This window comes from Nonomuraea sp. NPDC003201 (genome assembly GCF_053590415.1).
In genome coordinates this window covers 26,984-50,152 of sequence record NZ_JBSFTC010000009.1, presented here as the reverse complement: position 1 = coordinate 50,152, position 23,169 = coordinate 26,984, and the positions used below count along the sequence as shown (strand labels likewise).

The 23,169-nt window shown below is 69.3% G+C and carries 24 protein-coding genes and 1 pseudogene; 11 read left to right on the top strand and 14 right to left on the bottom strand.

Annotated elements, in window-relative coordinates:
- The first annotated feature begins 220 nt into the window (after positions 1–220).
- From ACWDX9_RS06585 to ACWDX9_RS06560, 6 genes are all read left to right on the top strand, one after another.
- Positions 221–1,480: an erythromycin esterase family protein gene (locus tag ACWDX9_RS06585; RefSeq protein ID WP_449949791.1), complete on the top strand. Its 1,260-nt coding sequence runs from the start codon at positions 221–223 to the stop codon at positions 1,478–1,480.
- Positions 1,477–2,187: an SDR family NAD(P)-dependent oxidoreductase gene (locus ACWDX9_RS06580; RefSeq protein ID WP_449949789.1), complete on the top strand. Its 711-nt coding sequence runs from the start codon at positions 1,477–1,479 to the stop codon at positions 2,185–2,187. Before ACWDX9_RS06585 ends, ACWDX9_RS06580 begins: the two co-directional genes overlap by 4 nt.
- A 39-nt stretch (positions 2,188–2,226) precedes the next feature.
- Positions 2,227–2,805 (top strand): TetR/AcrR family transcriptional regulator, encoded by a 579-nt coding sequence (locus ACWDX9_RS06575; protein ID WP_449949787.1) that lies wholly within the window; start codon positions 2,227–2,229, stop codon positions 2,803–2,805.
- Positions 2,806–2,872: 67 nt separating this feature from the next.
- The gene (locus ACWDX9_RS06570) at positions 2,873–3,655 is read left to right on the top strand and encodes an oxidoreductase (RefSeq protein ID WP_449949785.1); all 783 of its coding nucleotides are present in this window, start codon (positions 2,873–2,875) and stop codon (positions 3,653–3,655) included.
- 162 nt (positions 3,656–3,817) lie between these two features.
- A complete protein-coding gene (locus ACWDX9_RS06565; RefSeq protein ID WP_449949782.1) occupies positions 3,818–4,081 on the top strand; it encodes a type II toxin-antitoxin system Phd/YefM family antitoxin in 264 nt (87 codons plus the stop codon).
- A 130-nt stretch (positions 4,082–4,211) separates the two neighbouring features.
- Positions 4,212–4,481, top strand: a complete 270-nt coding sequence (locus ACWDX9_RS06560) for a hypothetical protein (RefSeq protein WP_449949779.1) — start codon at positions 4,212–4,214, stop codon at positions 4,479–4,481.
- 282 nt (positions 4,482–4,763) lie between these two features.
- On the opposite strand, the gene ACWDX9_RS06555 is transcribed toward ACWDX9_RS06560, so the two are convergent.
- Both ACWDX9_RS06555 and ACWDX9_RS06550 read right to left on the bottom strand, forming a co-directional pair.
- Positions 4,764–5,336, bottom strand: a complete 573-nt coding sequence (locus ACWDX9_RS06555; RefSeq protein ID WP_449949777.1) for a GNAT family N-acetyltransferase — start codon at positions 5,334–5,336, stop codon at positions 4,764–4,766.
- 85 nt (positions 5,337–5,421) lie between these two features.
- Positions 5,422–5,890: pseudogene (locus tag ACWDX9_RS06550) on the bottom strand (transposase); the annotation flags it as partial.
- A 287-nt stretch (positions 5,891–6,177) separates the two neighbouring features.
- Between ACWDX9_RS06550 and ACWDX9_RS06545 the strand changes: the two are divergent.
- The gene (locus ACWDX9_RS06545) at positions 6,178–6,312 is read left to right on the top strand and encodes a hypothetical protein (protein ID WP_264086028.1); all 135 of its coding nucleotides are present in this window, start codon (positions 6,178–6,180) and stop codon (positions 6,310–6,312) included.
- Positions 6,309–7,451, top strand: a complete 1,143-nt coding sequence (locus tag ACWDX9_RS06540; RefSeq protein WP_449949773.1) for a methyltransferase domain-containing protein — start codon at positions 6,309–6,311, stop codon at positions 7,449–7,451. The genes ACWDX9_RS06545 and ACWDX9_RS06540 overlap by 4 nt, the downstream gene beginning before the upstream one ends.
- Positions 7,452–7,783: 332 nt before the next feature.
- On the opposite strand, the gene ACWDX9_RS06535 is transcribed toward ACWDX9_RS06540, so the two are convergent.
- From ACWDX9_RS06535 to ACWDX9_RS06510, 6 genes are all read right to left on the bottom strand, one after another.
- Complete coding sequence (locus ACWDX9_RS06535; RefSeq protein WP_192790701.1) at positions 7,784–8,362, bottom strand: GTP-binding protein; 579 nt, start codon at positions 8,360–8,362, stop codon at positions 7,784–7,786.
- Positions 8,343–8,747, bottom strand: a complete 405-nt coding sequence (locus ACWDX9_RS06530; RefSeq protein ID WP_225964010.1) for a DUF742 domain-containing protein — start codon at positions 8,745–8,747, stop codon at positions 8,343–8,345. Before ACWDX9_RS06530 ends, ACWDX9_RS06535 begins: the two co-directional genes overlap by 20 nt.
- 20 nt (positions 8,748–8,767) lie before the next feature.
- Complete coding sequence (locus ACWDX9_RS06525; RefSeq protein ID WP_090935862.1) at positions 8,768–9,190, bottom strand: roadblock/LC7 domain-containing protein; 423 nt, start codon at positions 9,188–9,190, stop codon at positions 8,768–8,770.
- Entirely contained in the window at positions 9,187–12,501 is a 3,315-nt protein-coding gene (locus tag ACWDX9_RS06520) for a nitrate- and nitrite sensing domain-containing protein (RefSeq protein WP_449949770.1), read from the bottom strand. The genes ACWDX9_RS06525 and ACWDX9_RS06520 overlap by 4 nt, the downstream gene beginning before the upstream one ends.
- Before the next feature lie 252 nt (positions 12,502–12,753).
- Positions 12,754–14,151, bottom strand: a complete 1,398-nt coding sequence (locus tag ACWDX9_RS06515; RefSeq protein ID WP_449949767.1) for an aminobutyraldehyde dehydrogenase — start codon at positions 14,149–14,151, stop codon at positions 12,754–12,756.
- Positions 14,152–14,165: 14 nt separating this feature from the next.
- Complete coding sequence (locus ACWDX9_RS06510) at positions 14,166–15,512, bottom strand: glycosyltransferase (protein WP_449949764.1); 1,347 nt, start codon at positions 15,510–15,512, stop codon at positions 14,166–14,168.
- A gap of 125 nt (positions 15,513–15,637) precedes the next feature.
- Between ACWDX9_RS06510 and ACWDX9_RS06505 the strand changes: the two genes are divergently transcribed.
- Positions 15,638–16,243 (top strand): TetR/AcrR family transcriptional regulator, encoded by a 606-nt coding sequence (locus ACWDX9_RS06505; protein ID WP_449949761.1) that lies wholly within the window; start codon positions 15,638–15,640, stop codon positions 16,241–16,243.
- Between the two features lie 2 nt (positions 16,244–16,245).
- Here ACWDX9_RS06505 and ACWDX9_RS06500 read toward each other — a convergent pair whose 3' ends face one another.
- Genes ACWDX9_RS06500 through ACWDX9_RS06485 form a run of 4 tightly spaced genes read right to left on the bottom strand, consistent with a single transcriptional unit; the run spans position 16,246 to position 20,030 of the window.
- Positions 16,246–17,295, bottom strand: coding sequence for an ABC transporter ATP-binding protein (locus ACWDX9_RS06500; protein WP_449949758.1), 1,050 nt, complete (start codon positions 17,293–17,295; stop codon positions 16,246–16,248).
- Entirely contained in the window at positions 17,282–18,061 is a 780-nt protein-coding gene (locus ACWDX9_RS06495) for an ABC transporter permease (protein WP_355207130.1), read from the bottom strand. Before ACWDX9_RS06495 ends, ACWDX9_RS06500 begins: the two co-directional genes overlap by 14 nt.
- The gene (locus ACWDX9_RS06490; protein WP_350730233.1) at positions 18,054–18,902 is read right to left on the bottom strand and encodes an ABC transporter permease; all 849 of its coding nucleotides are present in this window, start codon (positions 18,900–18,902) and stop codon (positions 18,054–18,056) included. The genes ACWDX9_RS06495 and ACWDX9_RS06490 overlap by 8 nt, the downstream gene beginning before the upstream one ends.
- 3 nt (positions 18,903–18,905) lie before the next feature.
- A complete protein-coding gene (locus ACWDX9_RS06485) occupies positions 18,906–20,030 on the bottom strand; it encodes a polyamine ABC transporter substrate-binding protein (RefSeq protein ID WP_449949755.1) in 1,125 nt (374 codons plus the stop codon).
- A 254-nt stretch (positions 20,031–20,284) separates the two neighbouring features.
- Between ACWDX9_RS06485 and ACWDX9_RS06480 the strand changes: the two genes are divergently transcribed.
- Entirely contained in the window at positions 20,285–21,313 is a 1,029-nt protein-coding gene (locus tag ACWDX9_RS06480) for a hypothetical protein (RefSeq protein WP_449949752.1), read from the top strand.
- Positions 21,310–22,269 carry an SIS domain-containing protein gene (locus ACWDX9_RS06475; protein WP_449949749.1) on the top strand — a complete coding sequence of 320 codons (960 nt, stop codon included), beginning with the start codon at positions 21,310–21,312 and terminating at the stop codon, positions 22,267–22,269. The genes ACWDX9_RS06480 and ACWDX9_RS06475 overlap by 4 nt, the downstream gene beginning before the upstream one ends.
- On the opposite strand, the gene ACWDX9_RS06470 is transcribed toward ACWDX9_RS06475, so the two are convergent.
- Positions 22,270–22,836, bottom strand: coding sequence for a GTP-binding protein (locus ACWDX9_RS06470; protein WP_363962879.1), 567 nt, complete (start codon positions 22,834–22,836; stop codon positions 22,270–22,272).
- Positions 22,817–23,131, bottom strand: a complete 315-nt coding sequence (locus ACWDX9_RS06465) for a DUF742 domain-containing protein (protein WP_350730360.1) — start codon at positions 23,129–23,131, stop codon at positions 22,817–22,819. The genes ACWDX9_RS06470 and ACWDX9_RS06465 overlap by 20 nt, the downstream gene beginning before the upstream one ends.
- Between the last annotated feature and the right edge of the window lie 38 nt (positions 23,132–23,169).

Sequence of the window (23,169 nt, the reverse complement as noted above, 5' to 3'; positions counted from 1 at the left end):
TACGCACCGGCACCGGCGGTGACGGAGCGTGCGTGCTACGGCTCCGCTATGATCGGCCGCATGGTTCCTGGCACCTTGTTTCTCTGATCCGCGTCCCTGAGCGGACATCGCAGCGCTTCCGGCGACCCGTCGGCACGGGTCCGGCCGAGCGCTCTGTTCCGCGTTCTTCGACGCGTTGACCGCCGGCTTCCGGCATCCACCGAGAAACGAGTGCATTTCCATGACTTCCCGTTCCCTGTCAGGGCACACGACTGTCCTCAACACCCTCGACCCCGCCGACCCCGACCTCGACGACCTCGAGCCGCTGCGCGGCGTGGTCGGCGACGCCCAGGTCGTGGCCGTCGGCGAGGGCGCCCACTTCGTCCGCGAGTTCAACCTCGCCCGTGCGCGGCTGCTGCGCTTCCTCCTCGAACGCTGCGGGTTCACCGACGTGGCGTTCGAGCTCGGATCCGCGGACGCCGCCGCCGTCAACGCCTGGCTGGCCGGCGAGGGCGACGAGGCCGACCTCCTCCGGCTGGCCGGGCCCCTCACCCGCGGTGTGTTCGGAGAGCTGCTGCGCTGGCTGCGCCACTACAACCGGAGCAGGTCACGGCCCGTCCGGATCGTGGGGATCGACCTGCCCAACACCCTCACCCTGCGGCCGGACCTCGACCCGGTCGCCGAATACCTGCGGCTGGTCGACCCGGACCTCGACGACTTCGTGGCCGGCGTCCTGCGCGCGGCCGACGAGATCACCGGCGGCTCGGCCGCCGTGTCGGCGCCCGCGTGGGGCGCTCTCGACCCGGCGTTCCGCGACTCCCTCACGGCGGGCCTGTCCCGGCTGTCGCTGCGGCTGCGGGCGCTCGAACCGCTCTACGTCTCCCGCGCCGACCGGCACCGTTACGACACGGCCCGCCGCCACCTGGATGCCGCCCGCCACACCGACTACATGCTCCGGGCCATGAACGACCTGTTCTCCGGCGCGGGCCTGCCAGGTGACACGTCGGCGCGCGACCACTACATGGCCGCGGCCGTACGGTGGCATCTGGAGAGGGCCGGCGCCGGCGCGCGAGTCGTGCTGGTGGCCCACAACAACCACATTCAGAAGACCCCCGTCACCTTCGGCGGCCACCTGGCCGGCCTGCCGATGGGCCACTACCTGGCACGCGACCTCGGCCCGCGCTACCGCGCCGTGGCGCTGACCCACACCGCCGCCCAGGTGCCGGAGATGATCGTCCCCGCCGAGGGCTCCCCGGTCGGGTTCACGCTCGACGTCGTCGGCCTCGACGCCCCGGCTCCCGGGAGCGTGGAAGGGGCCCTCGTGGACGCCGGGCTCGGCGGGGCCGTCACCCTGACCGACCTGCGTACGGGGCCGCCGCTGGACCGCATCCGGTCGCAGAGCGCGACCGTGGACACGCCGCTGCACCAGGCCTTCGACGCGGTCGTGTGCACTCCCACCACGACGGCGGACTCGTCGACCATGTTTGGAGCATCCTCATGAACCTCACCAACGCCGTCGTCACCGGCGCCGCCGGCGGGATCGGCAGGGCGCTGGCCGCCCGGCTCCGCTCGGACGGGGCACGGGTCGTGCTCGCCGACGTCGACGAGACGGCGCTCGCCGAAGCCGCGGCCGAGCTGGGGGCCGAGGCCGTCCGGACCGACGTCTCCGACGCCGCGCAGATGGAGGCGCTGGCCGCCGCCGCCCCGGACGTCGATCTGGTCTGCCTGAACGCGGGCATCGTCGGCCGGGACCTGGGCGCTCCGTGGGAGGTGAGCCCGCAGGACTGGGACCGGGTGTTCGCGGTGAACGTGGGCGGCGTGGTCAACGGGCTGCGCGCGTTCGTCCCGCGGCTGCTCGCGTCCGGCCGGCCGGCGCACATCCTGATCACGGCTTCGCTGGCGGGGCTCGTCACGTTCCCGGCCGGTGGCGCGTACGCGGCCTCCAAGCACGCCGTCGTCGCCCTCGCAGAACAGGCGGCGCTGTCGCTGGCCGGCACGCCGGTCGGCGTGACGATGCTGTGCCCGGCCCTGGTCCGCACCGGCATGTCGCCCGACGGCGAGGACCCCGCGGACATCGCGGACCAGGCCCTCGCGGCGGTGCGGGCGGGCGCCTTCACCGTGGTGCCGGAGGGCTGGCCGGCCGCGATCACGCGGCGCGCCCACCGGCTGGCGACCGGAGCGCCCCCGGAGATGCCGGCCGCCGGGTGATTTTGACCCCCAGGTCCAGAAACTGCTAGCGTCGTAGCCATGGGGAGGCCGAAGCAGTTCGATCCGGACGTGGCCGTCGGGCACGCCATGGACGTGTTCTGGCGCAAGGGCTACGCGGCCACCACGCCGCAGGACCTGGTGGACGCGCTCGGCATCGGCAAGGGCAGCCTCTACAACGCCTTCGGCAGCAAGCACGCGCTGTTCGAGGCGGCGCTGAGCCGCTACCGCGACAGCCAGGCGGCGGCGCTGATCGAGATGCTGGAGGAGCCGGGCCCCGTCAAGGACAGGTTGCGCAGGGCGCTGCGCCTCCTGTCCGAGATGGACCTGGCCGACCCCGACCGGCGCGGCTGCATGGCCGTGAACACCGCGGCCGAGCTCGGCCAATCGGACGAGAGCGCGGCGCAGCTCGTGCGGCGGATGTTCGACCGCACTGAGGACGCCTTCCGCGCGCTGGTCGAGGAGGGCCGGCGCACGGGCGAGATCGCCGCCGACCGGGACGCCCGGGCGGTCGGGAGCCTGCTGCTGAACACCGTCGTCGGCATGCGCCTGCTGGCGCGCGTCGCCGACGGCCCGGACCGCCTCACCAGAGTGGTCGACGCGGTCGTCGACTCCCTCTGACCCGACCCCCGCCGGGATTTACCGCACCCTCATTTTGTACCTTGAGTTCAAGAAAATGGGAGAGATCATGAAGCTCGGACTCGAATCCAAGACCGCCGTCGTCACCGGCGCCAGCCGGGGCATCGGCCTGGCCACCGTGCGGACCCTGATCGACGAGGGGGTACGCGTCGTCGGCGCCGCCCGCACCATCACGCCCGAACTGGAGAAGTCGGGCGCCATAGCGGTGCCGGCCGACCTGAGCACCCCCGGCGGGGTCGCCACCCTCATCGACACCGCCCTCGCCGAGCTGGGCGGTATCGACCTGCTGGTCAACAACGTGGGCGGCGGAGACGCCGTGGAGCCGGTCGGCTTCCTCGACACCGGCGACGCGGAGTGGGCCGCCATCTTCGACGTCAACCTGCTCAGCGCCGTCCGCGTCACCAGGGCCGCCCTGCCCAGCCTGATCGAGCGGCGCGGCTCGGTGGTGAACGTCTCGTCCATCAACTCCCGGCTCCCGGCCGCCGGCCCCGTCGCCTACAGCGCCGCCAAGGCCGCCCTGACGGCGCTCGGCAAGTCCCTCGCCGAGGAGTTCGGGCCGCGGGGCGTCCGCGTCAACACCGTCTCGCCCGGCGTCGTCCGTACCGCACTCTGGGACGACCCGGACGGCTTCGGCGGCAAGATGGCCGCTCTGGCGGGCGCGGACCACGCCGCGTTCCTGGAGGGGATCCCGGCGGCGTTCGGCATCACCACGGGCCGTATCACCGAGCCGCGGGAGGTGGCGGCGCTGATCGCGTTCCTGCTGTCGGACGTCGCCGGGAACATCACGGGCTCGGACCACATCATCGACGGCGGCACCGTGAAGACCCTCTGACGGCCATGATCGTCTTGGGCGGCGCTGTGTGGTTCTCTGGGGGAATGTGGCCGAGATAACCGGCAGTCACCCGGCGGCTCCGCACGGGATGCCATTCGTCGTGGGCCGCACGCGTCGGCGATCTCCGTAGCACAGAGGGTTACGTCGAGCTACGTTGGGCGCATGATGAAGATCATCACCCAACGGGAGTTCCGCAACAACTCCGCCGCCGTCATGGATCAGGTTGAGGCAGGCGAGGTCTTTCACGTCACCCGCAACGGAGTCGAGATCGCGGAGTTGCGACCGATTTCACGCCGACGGCGCTTGAGCGCTGAAGAGCTCGTCGCCAGACACCGCCGACTTCCAGTCGTGGACTACGCAGCGATGTGTCGAGAGGCGGACGAGTTCTTCGACTCCGAGGACCGCATCGACGACGACCCGCGATGACTGAGAGGCACAGTGCCGGAGTGATAGACACGTGGGTTTACATTGATCTCGCCGAGATCTCTCCCGCTGATCTCCCGGCTTATCCCGAGCTCACAGCCATCACGCTTGCCGAACTTCACCAAGTTTGGCCATGGCCAAGGATCAGGCCACCCGAGCCGCGCGCATGGAGAAGCTGGGGGCTGCGGTGACCGACTTCGAGCCACTGCCCTTCGATGCCGACGCGGCGGCTCGCTACGGCAGCCTTGTCGCACTGACGCTCGCCGCGAAGCGTGACCCGCGACCTCGCCGAATGGACCTCATGATCGCCGCAGTCGCCTCCAGCCGAATGTTGCCGCTCTTCACGCGTAACACCGACGACTTCGTCGGACTGGAAAGCTTGGTCACCGTCGTTCCCGTGTAGACATCAATTCCTGGACGGCCCTACATGATGAGATTGGGGAGACGCCGTCCCAGTGCGCCGTGCGGGAGTCACGCGGTGGACATCCACCCCACGCAATGGCGGCAGCTCGACGACTATCTGTAGGGCGCTTGTCCGCACGTCGATTGACCCGACGGCGAGGTCTGGGGCCCCTGTCCAACGAAGCTTGCCTGATCCAGTCGGCAGGGTGGGCCGAAGTCGGCCCAGTCGCCCGCGATGCATCGATGATCCGGCTTAGAGCTCCTAACACCTGGTTCGGAGCTCTTAGCAGGCTGGAATCGGCACGGCCGACGGCTGCCACTCTCGCCTGATCAACCCGAACACCCATGAGTCGGACACCTCGCCGTTTACGACGCAGTCTTCCCGCAACGTCCCTTCACGTACGAATCCGATCTTCTCCAGAACCCGGGCAGATGCCACGTTGCGCGTATCGGCCTCGGCCTGAACACGATTCAGGTCCAGTGTGTCGAATGCCCACCGCACCAACGCGTGCGCGGCCTCCGTCGCGAAGCCGCGGCCCCACATCGCCCCATCGAGGCAGTAGCCCAGCGCCGCACTGCGGTAGTCCGGGTTCCATCGGGTCAGACTGCACCAGCCGACGAAGGCCCCGTCAGAAGCACGGTCGATGGCCACCCGCGCCCCGGTGCCTTCGTCCGCCATCTTCCGGCAAGCCGCGATGAAGCGCTCGGCGCGGGCCCGTTCGGTCCACGGCGGGGAGTCCCAGTAGCGCATCACGTAGGTGCTGCTGTGCAGCGCGAAGAGGGGGTCCGCGTCGGAGTCGGTAAAGGGGCGCAGTCGCAGGCGAGCGGTGTGCAGTATGGGGGTGGCCAGAGTCATGCGCCTCATCTTGCGTCCTCAGGGGGCGGGCAGACCACCGAATATCCGAGCCCGTCCGGTCCTCACGACTTGGGACCTCCAACACAATGATCAGCGGGCCGAGGGCCATGAAAGCCTCGTGGATGTCATCGCGGATCTCCCAGCGGATACGCAGCCGACCGAACCAGTGCGGCAGTGCGATGGTCTGCTCGATCACCCAGCGGTGGACGCCCAGGCCGGAGCCATGCCCGGCACCTCGGCGGGCGATCATCGGCTTCACGCCGGTGGCCCAGACCAGCCGCCGGTACTTGTCGTGGTCGTACCCTCTGTCGGCGTACAGCACCTTGGGCCGTCGGCGGGGCCGGCCACGCCGCCCGCGCACGGGCGGAATCGACCTCAGCAGCGGCACCAGCTGGGTGACGTCGTTGCGGTTACCGCCGATCAGACTCAGCGCGCCAGAGGGATGCCGTTGCCGTCGGCGATCACGTGATGTCTGGAGCCCGTCTTCCCACGGTCGACCCGGCTCGGACCCGTTTTGGGCCGCTCTTCAGCGCCCGGACGTGAGAGCTGTCAATCACCGCGAACTCTGGCTACTGCCAGCCGAATGCAGCCAGTGCTACGCCGGCTGCGCCGACGACCCGATCAACTGGCGAAGGGCTGATAGACGAGATCAACCGACGACGGGCCCCGCTTCCGGTACTCGCCTTGAGGGCGAGGCTCTACCCATGTCACGCCTGGGCGCGTTACAGCGGGGGGTGGCAGTCGCCTATCGGTGAAGGCTGGAACCGGCATTTACCTTACCCGCCCCGGAACGTAGTCGTACGATTACGATAAGCGACTCGTCTAGACGTAGGAGGCCGGCATGGGAAAGCACAAGGGCGAGGAGCCCAGCCTGAAGCCGTTCACGCCCCCGAAGGAGAGGAAGAGCCAGAACGACGGAGACGGCAGCGAGGGCAAGCGCGGCAGCGGTGACGGGGACAAGAAGGACGGCAAGTGACCCTCGACCTGGACGCCCGCATTGATGGCCTCATCGACGCCATCAGCGAGCGCCGCCCGGTCAGTGGCGCCATCGACAAGGCGTTGCGGTCCGTGCCCCGGCATCGGTTCGTGCCCCCTGCCGGGGTCGTTCTCACCGGAGGCGGCCCCCGCCTCATCGACCGGCACGCCGACCCGGACACCTGGTGGGCCACGGTGTACGGACCGGATGCCATCGTGACGCAGCTCGATGCCGGCGCAACCGACATCCGCGAGGTGGACGGGCGCTACACCTCCTCCAACTCCGCCCCGGGGACCGTCGTCGATCTGCTCACCCTGCTTGATCCGGAGCCGGGTGATCGGGTGCTGGAGATCGGCACGGGCACGGGCTGGACCGCCGCGCTGCTGTCCCACCTGGTCGGCGAGCACGGCGTCGTGACCTCCATCGAGGTCGACCAGGCCGTCGCCGAGCAGGCGGGAAAGACGCTGGCCGCAGCTGACGTGCACCCGCGCCTGATCGTCGGTGACGGGGCGGACGGGTGGGCCGAGGGAGCGCCGTACGACCGGGTCCACGTCACCTGCGCCGTCCACACGGTGCCGTACGCATGGGTCGAGCAGACTCGGCCGGGCGGCGTGATCGTGGCGCCGTTCTCGCCCGGCTTCGACGTCGACCTCTCCGTGCGGCTCGTGGTCAGGCCGGACGGGGTCGCCGTCGGCCGGTTCCCCGGCTGCACGTCGTACATGCTGATGCGCTCGCAGGACGGATCCCCCGTCTCCGACGACGACGGCAGCGGCCGACGGTCCACGACCCGGGTCGACCCGCGCACGATCGCGCACACGCCGGCGGGGGCGGGGCTGGCCATGTCGGCTCTCACCGGCCTGCACATCCGCGAGGTCGACGAGGGGGACCGTTTCGTGCTGTACGTGGTCGACCCTGCCGACCCGGCCCACTGGGCGGCGGCGGTTCACGACCCGGACGGCGATCACCTCGCGTACCAGCTCGGCGATCGGTCCCTGTGGGATGAGATCACCGACGCTTACGCACAGTGGGTGTCCTGGGGGGAGCCGGACCGGGAGCGGTTCGGCATGACCATCACGCGGGAGGGGCAACGGATCTGGCTGGACAATCCGGGGCGTCCGCTGGGCCGCGCCGGGGCCTGAGCATGCGGAGAGCGGCCGTCTCTGGCCAGGCGTCAGGCCCTCGACCAGGGAGATTGTGCACCCGTGCTGGAACTCGTTGTCCGCGGCGATACTCAGCGCGTCGATTGACCTGGCGGGTTCGGCAAGGCTCCCAACCGCGATCGCTCAACGAAGCTTGCCTGATCCAGTTGGCAAGGTGGGCAGAAGGCGGCCCACCGCCTCGTAGGTCAAGGGGTGCGCCGAAGGCGCCCAGACAAGAACGTCTGAGCGCCTTCGGCGCGAAGCGCCCCATTGCGAAGGCCGTTGGCCTCGGGGGGGTCCAGCAGGTTGAACCTGGACGAGCCGCGGTCCGCCTACACCGGGGTGTGCATGTGGCGGGTCAGGGCGTGTTCCACCAGGGTGATCAAGGTGGATTTCACCGACTCCCGCTGCCTGGCGTCCAGGCGCACGATCGGGATGTGGCCGCCGATCGACAGGGCCTCGCGGAGTTCGTCCTCCGCGTGCGCGAACTGCCCGTCCCAGCCGTTGATGCCGATCACGAACGGCAGCTTCGCCTCTTCGAAATAGTCGATCGCGGGGAAGCTGTCCGCCAGGCGGCGCGTGTCCACGAGGACGACCGCGCCGATCGCACCGCGTACCAGGTCGTCCCACATGAACCAGAAGCGGTGCTGTCCGGGCGTGCCGAACAGGTAAAGGATCAAGTCGCGATCGAGCGAGACCCGGCCGAAGTCCATGGCCACGGTCGTGGTGGTCTTGTTCGGTGTGAGGGAGACGTCGTCCACGTGCGCGGAGGCGTCCGTCATGACCGCTTCGGTGGTGAGCGGCAGGATCTCCGATACCGCACCCACGAATGTCGTCTTCCCCACGCCGAAGCCCCCGGCCACGACGATCTTCGTCGAGGTTAGGCCGGGGCTAGAGCCTGCGAAGTCCACTGAGCACCCTTTCGAGCAAGTTGAGGTCCGGCTTTCCGGCGTCCAGCGCAGGCTGGTGCACGCGGATCAGGCCCTCGGACGCCATGTCGGCGATCAGCACCCGGACCACGCCAAGGGGCTGGCGTAAAAGGGCGGAGATCTCGGCAACCGACCGGACGTTCCGGGTCAGTTGAATAATCGCCTGATACTCCGGACTAAGTAGGGAAATGTCTTGGTATTCCGACGTCACGGAGGACACCAATGCCTCCATGGCGAACTTCATCCGCGGAGCGGTACGCCCCCCGGTCACGGCATAGGGCCGTACCAGGGAGCTCTGCTTCTGCGGACGGGGAGCCGCCGGATGCGGCGGAGTGCTATCACCAGCCCAACCCTGACCTGACACCATGATCTCCTGTCACCGCCCCACTAGCGGGGGCGGGCCGCTTGCAGCTCGGCGCGTACGGCCGGCGTCAGCACCTGGCCCGCTCGCTCGACCAGCAGGGTCATCTGGTAAGCTACCAGGCCCATGTCACAGTCGGGAGCAGCCAGGACCGCCAAACAGGACCCATCACTGATGGACATGATCATCAAGAGCCCACGCTGCATCTCGATAACGGTCTGGGTCACCATACCGCCCTCGAAGACCCGCGCGGCCCCCTGGGTCAGGCTGATCACGCCGGACGCCACAGCGGCGAGCTGGTCGGCCCGATCCTTGGGAAAACCCTCGGAGAAGGCCAGCGGCAAACCGTCAGACGACACCACGACCGTGTGGGCGACGCCCGGCACGTTGTTCACGAAATCCGTGATCAACCAACTGATGCCGCGCGCTCCCTGGCTCATTTCTCTCATTTGTCCTCCTCATTCTCTTCGCCCCGGGTGAACGCTCGGCCCTGGCGGACGCCCTGCTGGAAGCTGGAGAGCCGGCTGCGCAGCCGCTCGGGTGAGATCTGCGGTGCCGGTGACGAAGCCTGGGGTTCGGCGAGGCTGGCCGTACCGGGCACCAGGTTGGCCTTCGGCACGCGACGGGGCAGGCCCGAGGACGTCGTGCCGCCCTGCGCGGGCTGCGCGGCGGCCTGCGCGGCCTGGAAGCCGGAGTCCGCGGGCGAGGACCATGTCGCGCCCGCCCCGGACGCACCGGGCGTGCGCCGCGGCAGCCCCGACGGGGACTGCGCGGGAGCGACCGGGGTCGGGTCGGCGGGCACTGCCGGATGCACGGCCGTGGTCTCCGGCTCGGGCTCGTAGGAAGCGGCCTCGTAGGAAGCGGGCTCGTAGGAAGCGGCCTCGTAGGGAGCGGGCTCGCTGTGCGGCTGCAGCACCTCGGGCTCCGGCCGCCGGAACCAGTCGGACCCGACCGACGAGAAGATCGGCAGGAACTCGTCGCCCTGCTCCTCCATGGGCGAGCTGCGCACCACGGGGAGCGGGCCGGTCATGTCCTGCGAGGAGTAGTCGCCGGGCCCGAACCTGTCGTAGTTGGACTGCCCGTTCTGCTGGAACGGGTCGGCGGGCTTGAGGTCATCCGCGAACGGCGAGCGGTACGACTCCCCGAACTGCGGCTGCGGACGATCCTCGGACTCGAACAGCGACCTGCGCGGCACCGGGTCGGCGAACGACGACCACCGCGGCTCCTCCTGCGGCTGCTTGGGCGGCTCGGTGGCGAAGGACGGCCAGCGCGGCTCCTCCTCCTGCAGGGGCGGCGGCTGCTCCGAGAAGGACGGCCACCGGTTCTCCGCGAACGAGTTGGGCTGCGGCGCGGGAGGCGGCGTCTCCTCGGCGAACGACGGCCAGCGCGGCTCCCCGAACGGCTGCTCCCCGAACGGCTGCTCGCCAAACGGCTGCTGCGCGGGCGCAGGGGGCTCCTCGGCGAAGGACGGCCAGCGCGGCTGGTCGCCGTTCTGCGAGCTCTGCGGCTGCTCGGTGTAGGGCGACTGGCGCTCCCCGAACGGCTGCTGCTCACCGAACGGCTGCTGCTCGCTGAAGGGCTGCTGCTCGCTGAAGGGCTGCTCACCGAACGGGCGGTCCGCGGCGGGCCGGTCGTTGAACGCGGCGGGCTGCTCGTTGAACGGCGCCTGCTGGTCGCCGCCGAAGGGAGCCCAGTTGCCGCTCCCCGGCACCGGCAGCGACCCCGGCCACTGCGTGTCCACCACGTGCTCGGGACCGTCGCCGGAGGGCGCCGCGCCGTAGGAGGCGGACCCGTTCCGCGAAGGCTCCGCGAACATGCTCGGGTCGAAGTCCGTGAACGCCTCGTACTGCCCGCCCTGCTGCGGCCCGCCCAGGCCGTTGCTGATGAGCATGTCCGGCATGAAGACCAGCGCGCTCAGACCGCCCGTCTCCCGGGGGCTGAGCTGCACGCGGACGCCGTGGCGCAGGGCCAGGCGGCCGACCACGAACAGGCCCATGCGCCGCGACACCGACACGTCCACGACGGGCGGGTTCGCCAGGCGCCAGTTGGCCTCGGAGAGCTCCTCCTGGTTCATCCCGATGCCCAGGTCGTTGATCGACACGAGCACGCCGCCCTCGGCGGGGGTGCTGGTGACCTGGACCTTGCTCTCGCGGGGGGAGAACGAGATCGCGTTCTCGATGAGCTCGGCGAGCAGGTGGACGGCGTCGGTGACGGCCGGGCCGACGATCAGCGTGCCGGACGGGATCTGGATCTGGACCCGCTCGTAGTTCTCGACCTCGGACAGCGAGGCGCGGGCGATGTCGACCAGCGGCACCGGCTCGCTCCACTTGCGCGCGGCCTCCTGGCCGGCGAGGACCAGGAGGTTCTCGCTGTTGCGGCGCATGCGGGTGGCCAGGTGGTCGAGGCGGAACAGGTTCGCGAGCCGCTGCTCGTCCTCCTCACCCTGCTCCAGACCCTCGATGAGCTGCAGCTGCCGCTCGACCAGCGTCTGGCTGCGGCGGGAGAGGTTGACGAACATGGCGTTGACGTTCGCCCGCAGTTTGGCCTCGTCGCCGGCCAGCCGGATCGCCTCGCGGTGGACCTCGTCGAAGGCCTGCGCGACCTCGCCGATCTCGTCGCGGGTGTTGATGCCGACCGAGGGCGTCTCGGGTATCTGCGCGTTGTCGCCGGACTCGCGCAGCACGCGGACGGTCTCGGGCAGCCGGGTCGTGGCGACCTGGAGCGCCTCGGCGCGCAGCCGGCGCAGCGGGCGGACCAGCGAACCGGCCACGCGGGTGGTGAAGACCAGGACGAGGAGCAGCAGGACCAGGATCACCGCACCGGAGATGATCGCGTTGCGCTGCTCGGTGTCGCTCAGCTCGCGGGTCCTGGCCACGATCTTGGTGGCCAGACCGTCCTCGACCTTGCGCATGGCGTTGCCGGACAGCGTGGTCGACTCGTACCAGTTGCCGAGGTCGCGGCGGGTGGTGACGTCGAGGTCCCGGATCTCGTTGTACTCGCGCATCTGGGCGAGCGCGCGCTGGCGCATGGCGTCGGCGAGGTCGATCTGCAGGCCCCTGACGCCCTTCTGGTACGCGTCCAGGTCCTTGGAGCTGGCCTCCTGCTCGAAGGCGGCCAGCTCGGCCTGCTGCTTGTTCCAGGAGCCCAGGAAGTCCGACAGGTCGTCGTTGTCCAGCTTCCGCTGGACGAGCGCCACGATCAGGATGATCTGCTGGCGGGAGATCTCCTCCTTGACCCGCTGCAGCGAGCCGAGCGCGGCCACGTCACCCTGGAGGGTGTCGTCGTTGACGCCGGCGCCCAGGTCGCCCTCGATCGCGGAGAAGACGCCGATCATGGTGGTGTACGTGCTGATGGCGGCACGCGGCGGCACGTTCGAGACCATCGACTCGCGGAGGCTGTCGAGACCGGCGAGCCACCGGCGCATGTTGGCGACGCCCTCGATGACACGCGCGGAGTGCGCGGCGTCGATGGCGTTCGCCGCGCTGAGCGCCTGCTTCTTGGCCGTGTCCGTCGCCTGCCGCTGCGTCTTGAGCTGGACGAGGCGCTGGCCTCTGCTGCGGTCGGAGACGTACCACGCGGTGAGCGTTCGCTCCTTGCCGAGCTCGTGGTTGAGCGCACCGATGCGCTGCACCAGCTCGGCGACCTGGGTGAGCCGGCGGTACTCGGCGTTGGTGCCGATGGCGTTGGCCAGCTGCACGCCGGCGAGCAGCACGCCCACCACCGTGGGGATGAGGATCAGCGCGACCAGCCTGGAGCGCACACGCCAGTTCCCCAGCCGGAAACGTCCGCCTGTGTACTCCCCTGACCTCGTGTGCCTGGGGTCTTTCGTCCTCACTGACTCTCGCAACCTCTCGCCGATACGTGCTCGAAAGAAATCAGACACGCGTGTGGCGCATGGGATTCGTTCCGGCTGGGTAATTGGAACACAACCCGTACCAGATCGGCCAACCGAACATATCCCATCACACGTGCCCAAAGGGTCACTTTGGGCAACATATCGCCGTACACGTCTTCAGGCGGGCCGGAACGAATCCCGCTCGACCGGTGCCGCGTGCTTCACCATCAGGTGCCGCGTCACCGAATACTCCTGCACCGCCTCCTGGCTCATGTCCTTGCCGAACCCGCTGCCCTTCACCCCGCCGTGCGGCGCCTCGCTGGCGATGGGCAGGTGGTCGTTCACCCAGGTCACGCCCACATCGAGCCGGTGTGAGACGCGCATGGCCCTGGAGACGTCACGCGACCACACCGACGAGGCCAGACCGTACCGCGTGTCGTTGGCCAGTCTGACCGCCTCGTCCTCGCCGTCGAACGGTAGCGCCACGAGCACGGGTCCGAAAAGTTCACCTTGGACGATCTCGCTGTCCTGGGCGACGTCGGTCACGAGCGTGGGCGGGTAGAAAAATCCGGGGCCGTCGATCGGGGCGCCTCCGTGGAGCACGCGCCCGCCGGCCCTGGAGACGAACCCGTGCACCCGGTCCCGGTGCGCGGCCGAGATCAGCGGGCCGATGTCCGTGGCCGGGTCCCAGGGGTCACCGACGGTTATTTCGGCAAGAGTTGCCCGCAGTGCCTCGATCGCGTCCGCGTACACCTCGCGGGCGACGTAGACGCGGGTGGCGGCCGTGCAGTCCTGCCCGGTGTTGTACGTCGCCCCCATCGCCACCCCGCGGGCCATCTCCGCGAGGTCGGCGTCCTCGAAGACCAGCGCGGGCGCCTTGCCGCCGAGCTCGAGGTGCACCCGCTTGAGCGTGGCCGCGGCCCCGGTCATGACCGCCCGGCCCGTCTCCGTGGAGCCGGTGACGCTGACCATGTCCACGCCCGGGTGGGTGACCAGCGCCTGGCCGGCCTCGGCGTCCCCGGTGATCGCCTGGACGAGCCCGTCGGGCGCGCCCGCCTTGGCGAACAGCTCGGCCAGCCGCAACGTCGTACGCGGCGTCTGAGGGGCCGGCTTGATCACCACGGCGTTGCCCGCGGCCACCGCCGGCCCGACCTTCCAGACGGCCATGACGAACGGGAAGTTCCACGGCGCGATCGACCCCACCACCCCGACGGGACGGCGCAGCAGGACCGAGGTGTAGCCGGGGCTGAAGACACCGGCGCCCGAGCCTTCGAGGGAACGGGCGGCCCCGGCGAAGAAGCGCAGGTTGTCGGCGGCGAACGGCAGCTCGCCGTCCCTGAACACCGACGCGGGCTTGCCCGTCTCCTCCACCTCGAGCCTGGTCAGCTCCTCGGCGTCGGCCTCCACCAGGTCGGCCACCCGCAGCAGCAGCCGCGCCCGGTCGGCCGGGGTGGTCTGCGACCACTCCTCGAAGGCCGCGCGGGCCCGGTCGACGGCGGCCGAGACGCCCTCCACCGGGGTGTCGGGAATCTCGGCGCACGGCAGCCCGGTGGCGGGGTTGATCAGTTCACGCATGGAAATTCATGTCCTCACTGGCCGAGCTGCTCGATCAGGTCGGCGGCCTTGCGCAGGCCGTCGCGACCCCTGATCTCCTCGCCCGCGGCGGCGAGCCGGGCGCGCAGCTCGGTGTCCCCGAGCAGCCGCTCGACCGCGCCCTTCAGTTCTTCGTCGGTGAAGGTGTAGGTGGAGAGCCTGACACCATAGCCCAGCTCGTCGGCCCGCTGGGCATTGTCGTACTGGTCCCAGAAGAGCGGCAGCAGGATCATCGGCTTGCCGAAGTGCAGCGCCTCGGTGGTCGTGTTGTTGCCGCCGTGCGTGATGACCAGGTCACACAGTGGGATGATCTTAGTCTGCGGGAGGAACTCCGCGCCCCACATGTTGTCGGCGAGCTTGATCTCCTCGTGCAGCGGGCCCTTGGAGACGATGTACTGGTGCGGCGTGGTGGCCAGCACGTCGATGACGCGCTGCATCAGCTCCACGTCGGAGGAGCCCAGCGAGCCGAGCGAGAAGTAGACCAGCGACCCCTCGGTGCGCGCGTGCTCATGGTCGCGCCCGCTTCGCTCCTCGTTGGCTCCTCCGTCGCTCTCTCGTCGCGAGCTCCTGCGCTCGAAGGGCAGCGTGAACGCCTCATCCGTCTCACGCACCGACGAGTCGAGGCGGTGCCAGGAGTCGCCGAGCGGGCGGGCGTCGGCGTAGTCGAGGATCTCGGGGTAGACGTAGAGGTTCAGGTCGCCCTCGTGGATGAAGTCGAGGTCGGGCAGCGGCTCGGTGCCCTGCTCGACGCACCACTCGTTGAAGGCGGCCCACAGCTCGCGGTGGGTGCGGTCGTACTCGGCGCGGAAGGCCGCCCACTCCGAGCGGTCGTCGGCCGGCAGGCCGGAGAAGACCGGCGCGATGTTCTCGCCGCGCACCTCCAGCGGGTTGCAGGAGACGATGCGGACGAACTTCTTGCCCGCGGTGAGCAGCGCCGGGAACGTGATCACGTTGTCCTCGACGATCACGTCGGGGTTGACGCGCTCGATGATCGCCTTGAGCTGCGGCTCGCAGTACTTCACGCCGTCGATCAGCGAGTCCCAGATCGGCTTGGTGACGGTGTCGAGCTGCTCCAGGGTGCTCTTGCGGTACTCGGGGGCGGTCTCGCGGATGAAGTCCTTCCAGAACTGCCCCGGGTCCTGCTCCTCCGCGGCGTCCTCGGGCGGCGGGGCGAGGTCGACGAGGTCCTCCTCGAAGCCGAGCGCTTCGAGCTTGCCCTTCCACGACGCCTCCGCGGCGAAGACGACGCGGTGGCCGCGGCGGCGGAGGATGTCGCCGATGCCGATCGAGTTGTTGGTGGGCCCGTAGGCGCTTTCCGGCATGAACAGGATGGTGAGAGACATCGAGACTCCGGGGAAACTCATCAATTTGAAGAGGAATTCAAGAACTGATCTAGCGTGAAGGTCAAGTAACAGGCACTATGGTCACGGCTAACTGAACAGCAGCCAAACGAGTGAAGGCGGTGGGGGTGGCTCAGCGTAAGAGCCGTAGTGACCGGCGCATCGACTTGATCGAGGCCGCGCGCAGGGCCATCATCCGTCACGGCATCGACGGCGTACAGCTCTCGCACGTCGCCGAGGAGGCCGGTCTGACCTCCGGCGCGGTGCTCTACCACTACCCCGACCTCAGCGAACTGCTGGTCGAGGCGCAGCACGCGGGCATGGAACGTTTCTACGAGCAGCGCGTGCGGCAGCTCACCACGCTCACCGACCCGGTCGAGAAGCTGGTGCTCACGATCAAGTCCGGACTGCCGACCGGCTCGCTCGACCCCGACGTCCGCCTGCTCAACGAGCTGGGCGGGGCCGCGGGCCGCCACCGGGTCTACGGCGTGCTGCTCACCTCCCTCTACGACCGCCAGGTCTCGATGTACCAGGCGGTCCTGGACACCGGCGCCGCGCTGGGGGTGTTCAGGCTGAGCGCCGACTCGCTGACGATCGCCCGCAACCTGGTGGCGCTGGAGGACGCGTACGGCTACCGCATCACGGCCAGGCACCCGGTGATCGGCCCGGCCGAGGCGGCCGAGCTGATCCTCTCGTACGCCCGCGCTGCCACGGGCAACGACCTGGCCCGCTGAGCTCACCGGTCGACCGCCATGATGACCGCGTCCTCGGCCTTCCAGCGCACCTTGACCTTCGCGCCCGCCTTCACCGTGCTCGCGCCCTGCACGGCGACCAGCACCGGCTTGACGTGGCCCGGCACGTCCACGGAGATGTGCGACACGCCTCCGTAGAAGCTGACGTCCAGGACGCTGCCCTTGAGGCCGCGGGTGGCGCTCTCGCCGGCCAGCTCGACCTTCTCCGGCCGGATCGCCAGCAGCGCCTTGGCGCCCGCCTCGAGCTCTTCGAGCGGGGCGCCGGCCAGCATGCCGAAGTCTTCGGTCTTGATGCCGTCGAGGCCGCTGGCCGTGCCGTGGAAGAGGTTGTTGGCGCCGACGAAGTCGGCCACGAACGCCGTGCGGGGCCGCTCGTAGAGCGCGATCGGCTCGTCCACCTGCCGCACCTTGCCGCTGTCGAAGACCGCGATGCGGTCGGCCAGCGACATGGCCTCCTCCTGGTCGTGCGTGACCACCACGAACGTGATGCCCACCTCGTGCTGCAGCCGCTTGAGCTCCAGCTGCATGTCGGCGCGGACCTTCTTGTCCAGGGCCGACAGCGGCTCGTCGAGCAGCAGCAGGCGGGGCCGCTTGACGATGGAACGCGCCAGTGCGACCCGCTGCCGCTGGCCGCCGGAGAGCTGGGCGGGCCTGCGGTCCGCGTGCGCCGACAGCCCGACGGTCTCCAGCACCTCGCCGACGCGCTGCTTCACCTCCTGGCGGGGCAGCCGCTCGCGCTCCAGGCCGTAGGCCACGTTCTTGGCCACGGTCATGTGGGGGAACAGCGCGTACGACTGGAACATGAGGCTGATCGGCCGCCGGTTCGGCTGCTTGGACAGCAGGTCCTCGCCGTCCAGCGTCACCGTGCCCCGGTCGGGCGTCTCGAACCCGGCGATGATGCGCAGCAGCGTGGTCTTGCCGCAGCCCGAAGGGCCGAGCAGGGCGAAGAACTCACCCTGGCCGATCTCCAGCGACACCTCGTCGAGCGCCGTGACCTCCCCGAACCTGCGGGTGATCCCGTCAATCCTGAGCACGTCTCTCCCCGATCTTCGTCATGCGCTGCCCGGCGATCACCGCCGTGAAGCTCACGAGGAGCAGGATCGCCGCCAGCGCGTTGATCTTCGGGGTGACCCCGAAACGGATCATCGAATAGATCACGATCGGCAGCGTCTGGTCGCTGTTGCCGATCGTGAAGAAAGCGATCACGAACTCGTCCAGCGACAGCGTGAACGCCAGCAGCGCGCCGGCGACGATGCCCGGCGTCAGCTGCGGAAGCGTGATCTTCAAGAACGTCGTGACCGGCCCCGCGCCCAGATCCCGCGAGGCCTCCTCCAGCGAGGTGTCGGAGTTGGTCAGCCTGGTGCGCACCACCGCGGCCACGAACGCCATCGCGAACAGGCCGTGGGCGAGGATCACCGAGTACAGGCCGAGCGTGAGCTGGATCAGGCCGTAGAACAGCAGCAGGCCGATCGCGATCACCAGGTCGGGCAGGACCGCCGGCATGAGCGCGATGGCGTCCAGCGTCTTGGACCTGGTGTGCCGGGCCAGCCCGACGGCCAGCAGCGTGCCGAGCACGGTGGCGATCACCGTGGAGCCGGTGGCCACGATCAGCGTGTTGACCAGGCCGTCCCTGACCAGCTTGTCGTTGACCAGCTCGCCGTACCACTTGAGGCTGAAGCCCTCGTACGTGTACGCCGACTTGCCGGAGTTGAACGACATGACGACGAGCACGACGATCGGCAGGTACAGGAAGACGTACGTGGCCCAGAACGGGACGTACAGGAGCTTTGACCTACGCACGGCGCGCCACCCTGGCCTGCACGATGAGCAGCACGATCAGCACCGCGATGAGCGCCAGCGCGAGCGTGGAGCCGAACGGCCAGTCGCGGGCCTTCAGGAACTGGTCGCGAATCAGATTGCCCACCATGATCGACTTGCTGCCGCCGAGGATCTCGGGGATGACGAAGTTGCCGAAGCTCGGCACGAACACGAACAGGCACCCGGTCATCACGCCCGGGACCGTCATCGGCAGCGTGACCTTCCTGAAGGTGGTGAACGCCGAGGCGCCCAGGTTGGCCGAGGCCTCCCTGAGCTGCGGGTCGAGCCGCTCGATAGCGGAGTAGAGCGGCAGCACCATCAGCGGCAGGTACGAGTAGAGCAGCCCGGTGACGATCGTGCCCTGCTTGTAGAGCAGCTCCAGGTCCGTGCCCAGCAGCGAGTTGACCACGCCGGGGCCGCTCAGCAGGATGATCCAGGCGTACACGCGGATGATGAAGTTCGTCCAGAACGGCAGCACGATGGCGACCAGCGCCACCGTCTTCCACTTCGGCGGCAGCTGGGCGATCAGGTAGGCCGTCGGATAGCCGATCAGCAGCGCGATCAGCGTCGTCAGGGTCGCGATCTTCAGCGAGGTGCCCACCACGCCGAGGTAGAGCGGATCGACCAGGCGCTCGAAGTTCTCGGTGGTGAACTCGTAGACGACGCCGCCGAAGCGGCCGCGCTGGAACACCGTGTTGCTGAGCACCAGCGCGAGCGGCACCAGCAGCAGCACGATCAGATAGGTGACGCCGGGTGACAGGAAAACGAACGCGCCCAGCCGGCGTCCCTTGGACGCCGGCCGGGCCTTGACCTCAGACTTCACCGTTTACTGCTGCGCCGTGATTTCGGTCGACAGGCGCGTGAACTTGGTCGACGCCTGGCCCAGGTCGATGATCGACTCACCGTTGAGCAGCTCGGCGGGCTTGATGTCGAGCAGCGAGCCCTTGGCGACCTGCACCCGCTCCATGGCGGCCTTGTTCGGGACCTTGTAGTTGATGTTCTCGGCGGCCCAGCTGTGGATCTCGGGGTCGAGGATGTAGTTGATCAAGGCGTGCGCGGCCTCCTTGTTCTTGGAGGACTTCATGATCACCATGGTGTCCACCCAGAGGTCGCTGCCCTCCTTCGGCACCTTGAACTTGATGTTGCCCTTCGGGTCCGTGGTCGGGCACCAGCCGTCCCACGCCTCGACCATGACGGCCTCGCCGGACTTCAGCTTGTCGCCGAACGTGGTGTCGTCGTAGGTGAGCAGGTGGGGCTTCTGCGCGACGAGGAGGTCCTTGACCTTGGCGATCTCGTCGTCCTTGTCGGTGTTGACCGAGTAGCCGAGGGCCTTGAGCGCGGGCAGCGCGAGCCAGCGCTCGGTGGTCATCATGGTGACCTTCTTGTCGGCCCAGGCCGGGGGCTTGAGCAGATCGTTCCAACTCGTCGGCTCGGACTTCACCAGGTCGGAGCGGTAGCAGATGCCGGTCGTGCCCCAGGTGTAGGGCACCGAGTACTTGTTGCCCTTGTCATAGGAGAGCTGGGTGGCCTCCGGGTAGAGGTTGGCCAGGTTGGGGATCAGCTCGGGGTGGATCGGCTCCAGCAGGCCCGCCGCGTTGAGCGCCTGGGCGTACTGGCCGGACACGAACGCCACGTCGATGCCGCTGTCACCGGGGGCGGTGAGCTTGGTCATCGCGATCTCGTTGGTGTCGTGCAGGGCGACCTTGATGTCCTTGACCTTGAGCTTCGCCTTGACCTTCGCCGGCAACTCCTCGGGCGTGTAACCCGGCCAGACGGTGATCTGGAGCGACTGCTGCGACAGGTCCGCGTTGGGCTTGAGCTGGTCCGCCGCCGCCGGCGTCGTGCCTTCTGAGCTGGTCGACGACTCACCGCCGCACGCCGCGACGGCGAGCGCGAGGCCGGCCGCTGTGACAGCGACCGGGAGACGACGGGTGAACCGGATACGGGACACGGCCGCTACTCCTTCTGGATTTTGTGCAGTTTTGAGGGGTCGCGCGACCTTACCGGACACAGCAGACCAGAGCAGGAGTGTTGCAGGGGAAATCAACATGAGCAAGACTTTTGCTGACATTGCTACCTGGAAGTTTGGTCTACGAGTTGAATTGGGATTCAATAGCAGATCGGCTGCTCTCTCTCGGTGAGAGGCCCCTCACGGCCCGAGACCGGGGTGTCAGCGCCGCACTTCTCCCGCTGCTGGAGGGTGAGGTGCCGCCGCCGTTCGCGGTGCGGCGCTTCCTCCCGCTGCCCACCCTCTCGTACAGCCTTGGAGATCTCCACACTGGGGCCCCAGGTGAGCGGGACTTCGGCGCGCACGTGGACCAGACGAACTACTCGGTGATCGTGGACGAGAAGGTCGTCGTCAAGTGGATCACCCCGCCCGTCCCCCTGCCCCACCCCACCCCAGAGGTCTTCGCCCACCTCGTTGAGGCGGGGTTCAACGACACAGCACCCCCTTACGCGGCCCTGACCCGCGCTGTGGACGGGACCGAGCAGCTCCTGGCCCTGGTCACGGGCTACCTTCCGGAGGCGCGCGACGGCTGGGAGTGGTGCGTCGACGAGGCCGAGGCCGGCTCCACGGACTTCGCCCCCGTGCTCGGCCGCCTCGCCGCCGACCTGCACCTCGCCCTCGCCACGCTCCCCACCCCCGCGCGGAAGCCCGGCGCCGCGGGTACGGCGGCCAGAGCGGAGGCCGCGCTCGCGGAGGCGCTCGCGCTCACGGACGGCGAGGACGGCGCGTGGCTGGCCACGCGGACCCCGGCGATCCGGCGCGAGCTGGCCGCGCTCCAGGCGCCGATCACCGGCCCCCGCATCAGGATCCACGGCGACCTGCACGTGGGCCAGATCCTCAAATGGCGGGACGGCTACGCGGTGATCGACTTCGACGGCAATCCCACCGTCACCGACGCCGACCCGTGCCAGCCGGCCGCCAGGGACGTGGCCCAGCTCACCACGAGCATCGAGCACGTGGCCCAGGTCGCGATCAAGCGGAGGGGCACCGACCCCGGCGCGGCGGCGGCCTGGGCGGCGAAGGCGCGCGCCGGGCTGCTGGCCGCCTACCGGGCCCGCCTGGCCGAGAAGGACCGGCCGGACCTGCTCGACGAGAGGCTGGTCCGGCCGTTCGAGGTGGAGCAGGAGTGCCGCGAGCTCATCTACGCCGCCCGCCACCTGCCCCGCTGGCGCTACGCCCCCATGGGCGTCCTGCGCACCTGGTACCAAGAGGAGAACATCACGTGAATTCCGAGCTCTACCTGTCCGACCTGGAGGCCAAGCCGGCGGCGCTCAGGGGCCTGGCCGCCGCCCTGAGGGAGGAGAACCCGTTCGCGGCGCTCCCCCCGGGCCTGACCCGGGTGCTCTTCCTGGGCATGGGCAGCTCCCGGTACGCCGCGGGCGTGGCCGCGCTGCGCCTGCGCCGGGCGGGCGTGGACGCGTACGCCGACTACGCCTCCGCGGAGGCCACCTACCCGGCCGCCGCGGACACCCTGGTCGTCCCGATCTCGGCCACCGGTTCGAGCAGGGAGACCCTCGACGCCGTGGAACGGTACACGGGCGGCCCCTCCTACCTGGCGGCGCTGACCAACATCCAGGGCTCCCCTCTCACCGAGCGGGCCGACCTGGTGGTCGACATGCGCGCGGGCGAGGAGCGCGGCGGCGTCGCCTGCCGGACGTTCCAGCACACCCTGGCCCTCCTCCTGGCCCTGGAGGCCCACCTCACCGGGACGGGTCGCGACCTGCCGAAGCTGCTGGAGCGGGCCGCCGAGGCCACGACGGACCTCCTGGACAGGAGGGACGAATGGCTTCCCATGACCATGGAGCTGCTGGACGGCGATCGCGGCGTCTACACCGTCGCCCCCGCCGAGCGGCTGTCGTCGGCCGAGCAGTCGGCGCTGATGTTCCGCGAGGGCCCGCGCCGTCCCGCCGACGCGTGCGAGACGGGCGACTGGTCACACGTGGACGTCTACCTCACCAAGACGCTCGACTACCGCGCGCTGCTCTACCCCGGCTCCCGCTACACCGAGCAGGCCATGGACTGGGTGCGCGAGCGCGGCTCCACGGTGGTCACGGTGGGCGGCGAGGTCAAGGACGCCAGGGCCGCCGTCAGGTACGCGCACGACGACGACCCGGACGTCGCCCTGCTCACCGAGACGCTGGTGGCCGAGCTGGTCGCCGGGAATTGGTGGTCGGCGCGGTAGTCAGTGGGCCCGCGCGGCGAGCGCGTGCTCGACGAGCGCGATGAGGGTGTTCCTGACCGCCGGCCGCGCCCGCGCGTCGGTGCGGATGACCGGTATGTGCGGGGAAAGCGTGAGCGCCTCCCGCACCTCGCTCTCGCTGTGCGGGAACACCCCGTCCCAGCCGTTCACCCCGATGACGAACGGGATGCCGGACTCCTCGAAGTAGTCGATGGCCGGGAAGCTGTCGGCCAGCCGCCGCGAGTCCACCAGCACCACGGCCCCGATGGCGCCGCGGACGAGGTCGTCCCACATGAACCAGAACCGGTGCTGCCCCGGCGTGCCGAACAGATAGAGGATCAGGTCCTGGTCCAGCGAGAGCCGCCCGAAGTCCATGGCCACGGTGGTGGTGGTCTTGCCCGGCGTGAGCCCGATGTCGTCGATGCCCTCGGACGCGTCCGTCATCACCGCCTCCGTGGTCAGCGGCATGATCTCGGACACGGAGCCCACGAACGTGGTCTTCCCTACACCGAACCCACCCGCCACGACGATCTTCGTCGAGGTGAGCCGGCTAGAGCCTGCGAAGTCCACTCAATACCCTTTCGAGCAGGCCCCTGTCGGGAAGGCCCGCGTCCAGCTGGGGCTGGTACACCCTCACCAGCCCATCCGCCTCCATATCGGCCACCAGCACCCTCGCCACCCCGAGAGGAACGCCCAGCAGCGCGGAGATCTCCGCCACGGAGCGCACCTGCCGGCACAGCTCGCTGATCGCGCGATATTCACGGGTGTACGTCATGCCGAGTCGTGCCGAGGTGGCCGACGATACCAGGGCCTCCATGGCGAGCTCCGTACGAGGAGTCGTCCTGCCACCGGTGACGGCGTACATCCGGACGAGCGAGCTGCGCTCCGGCTCCGGTTCATCGT

Excerpts from the sequence above, each read along its gene's own strand:
- ACWDX9_RS06560 (WP_449949779.1), top strand. The coding sequence starts at position 4,212 with ATGGCCAAGGATCAGGCCACCCGAGCCGCGCGCATGGAGAAGCTGGGG.
- ACWDX9_RS06585 (WP_449949791.1), top strand. The coding sequence starts at position 221 with ATGACTTCCCGTTCCCTGTCAGGGCACACGACTGTCCTCAACACCCTC.
- ACWDX9_RS06580 (WP_449949789.1), top strand. The coding sequence starts at position 1,477 with ATGAACCTCACCAACGCCGTCGTCACCGGCGCCGCCGGCGGGATCGGC.
- ACWDX9_RS06525 (WP_090935862.1), bottom strand. The coding sequence starts at position 9,190 with ATGAGAGAAATGAGCCAGGGAGCGCGCGGCATCAGTTGGTTGATCACG.
- ACWDX9_RS06575 (WP_449949787.1), top strand. The coding sequence starts at position 2,227 with ATGGGGAGGCCGAAGCAGTTCGATCCGGACGTGGCCGTCGGGCACGCC.
- ACWDX9_RS06515 (WP_449949767.1), bottom strand. The coding sequence starts at position 14,151 with ATGCGTGAACTGATCAACCCCGCCACCGGGCTGCCGTGCGCCGAGATT.
- ACWDX9_RS06555 (WP_449949777.1), bottom strand. The coding sequence starts at position 5,336 with ATGACTCTGGCCACCCCCATACTGCACACCGCTCGCCTGCGACTGCGC.
- ACWDX9_RS06565 (WP_449949782.1), top strand. The coding sequence starts at position 3,818 with ATGATGAAGATCATCACCCAACGGGAGTTCCGCAACAACTCCGCCGCC.
- ACWDX9_RS06570 (WP_449949785.1), top strand. The coding sequence starts at position 2,873 with ATGAAGCTCGGACTCGAATCCAAGACCGCCGTCGTCACCGGCGCCAGC.
- ACWDX9_RS06530 (WP_225964010.1), bottom strand. The coding sequence starts at position 8,747 with ATGGTGTCAGGTCAGGGTTGGGCTGGTGATAGCACTCCGCCGCATCCG.
- ACWDX9_RS06545 (WP_264086028.1), top strand. The coding sequence starts at position 6,178 with ATGGGAAAGCACAAGGGCGAGGAGCCCAGCCTGAAGCCGTTCACGCCC.
- ACWDX9_RS06465 (WP_350730360.1), bottom strand. The coding sequence starts at position 23,131 with ATGTACGCCGTCACCGGTGGCAGGACGACTCCTCGTACGGAGCTCGCC.
- ACWDX9_RS06510 (WP_449949764.1), bottom strand. The coding sequence starts at position 15,512 with ATGTCTCTCACCATCCTGTTCATGCCGGAAAGCGCCTACGGGCCCACC.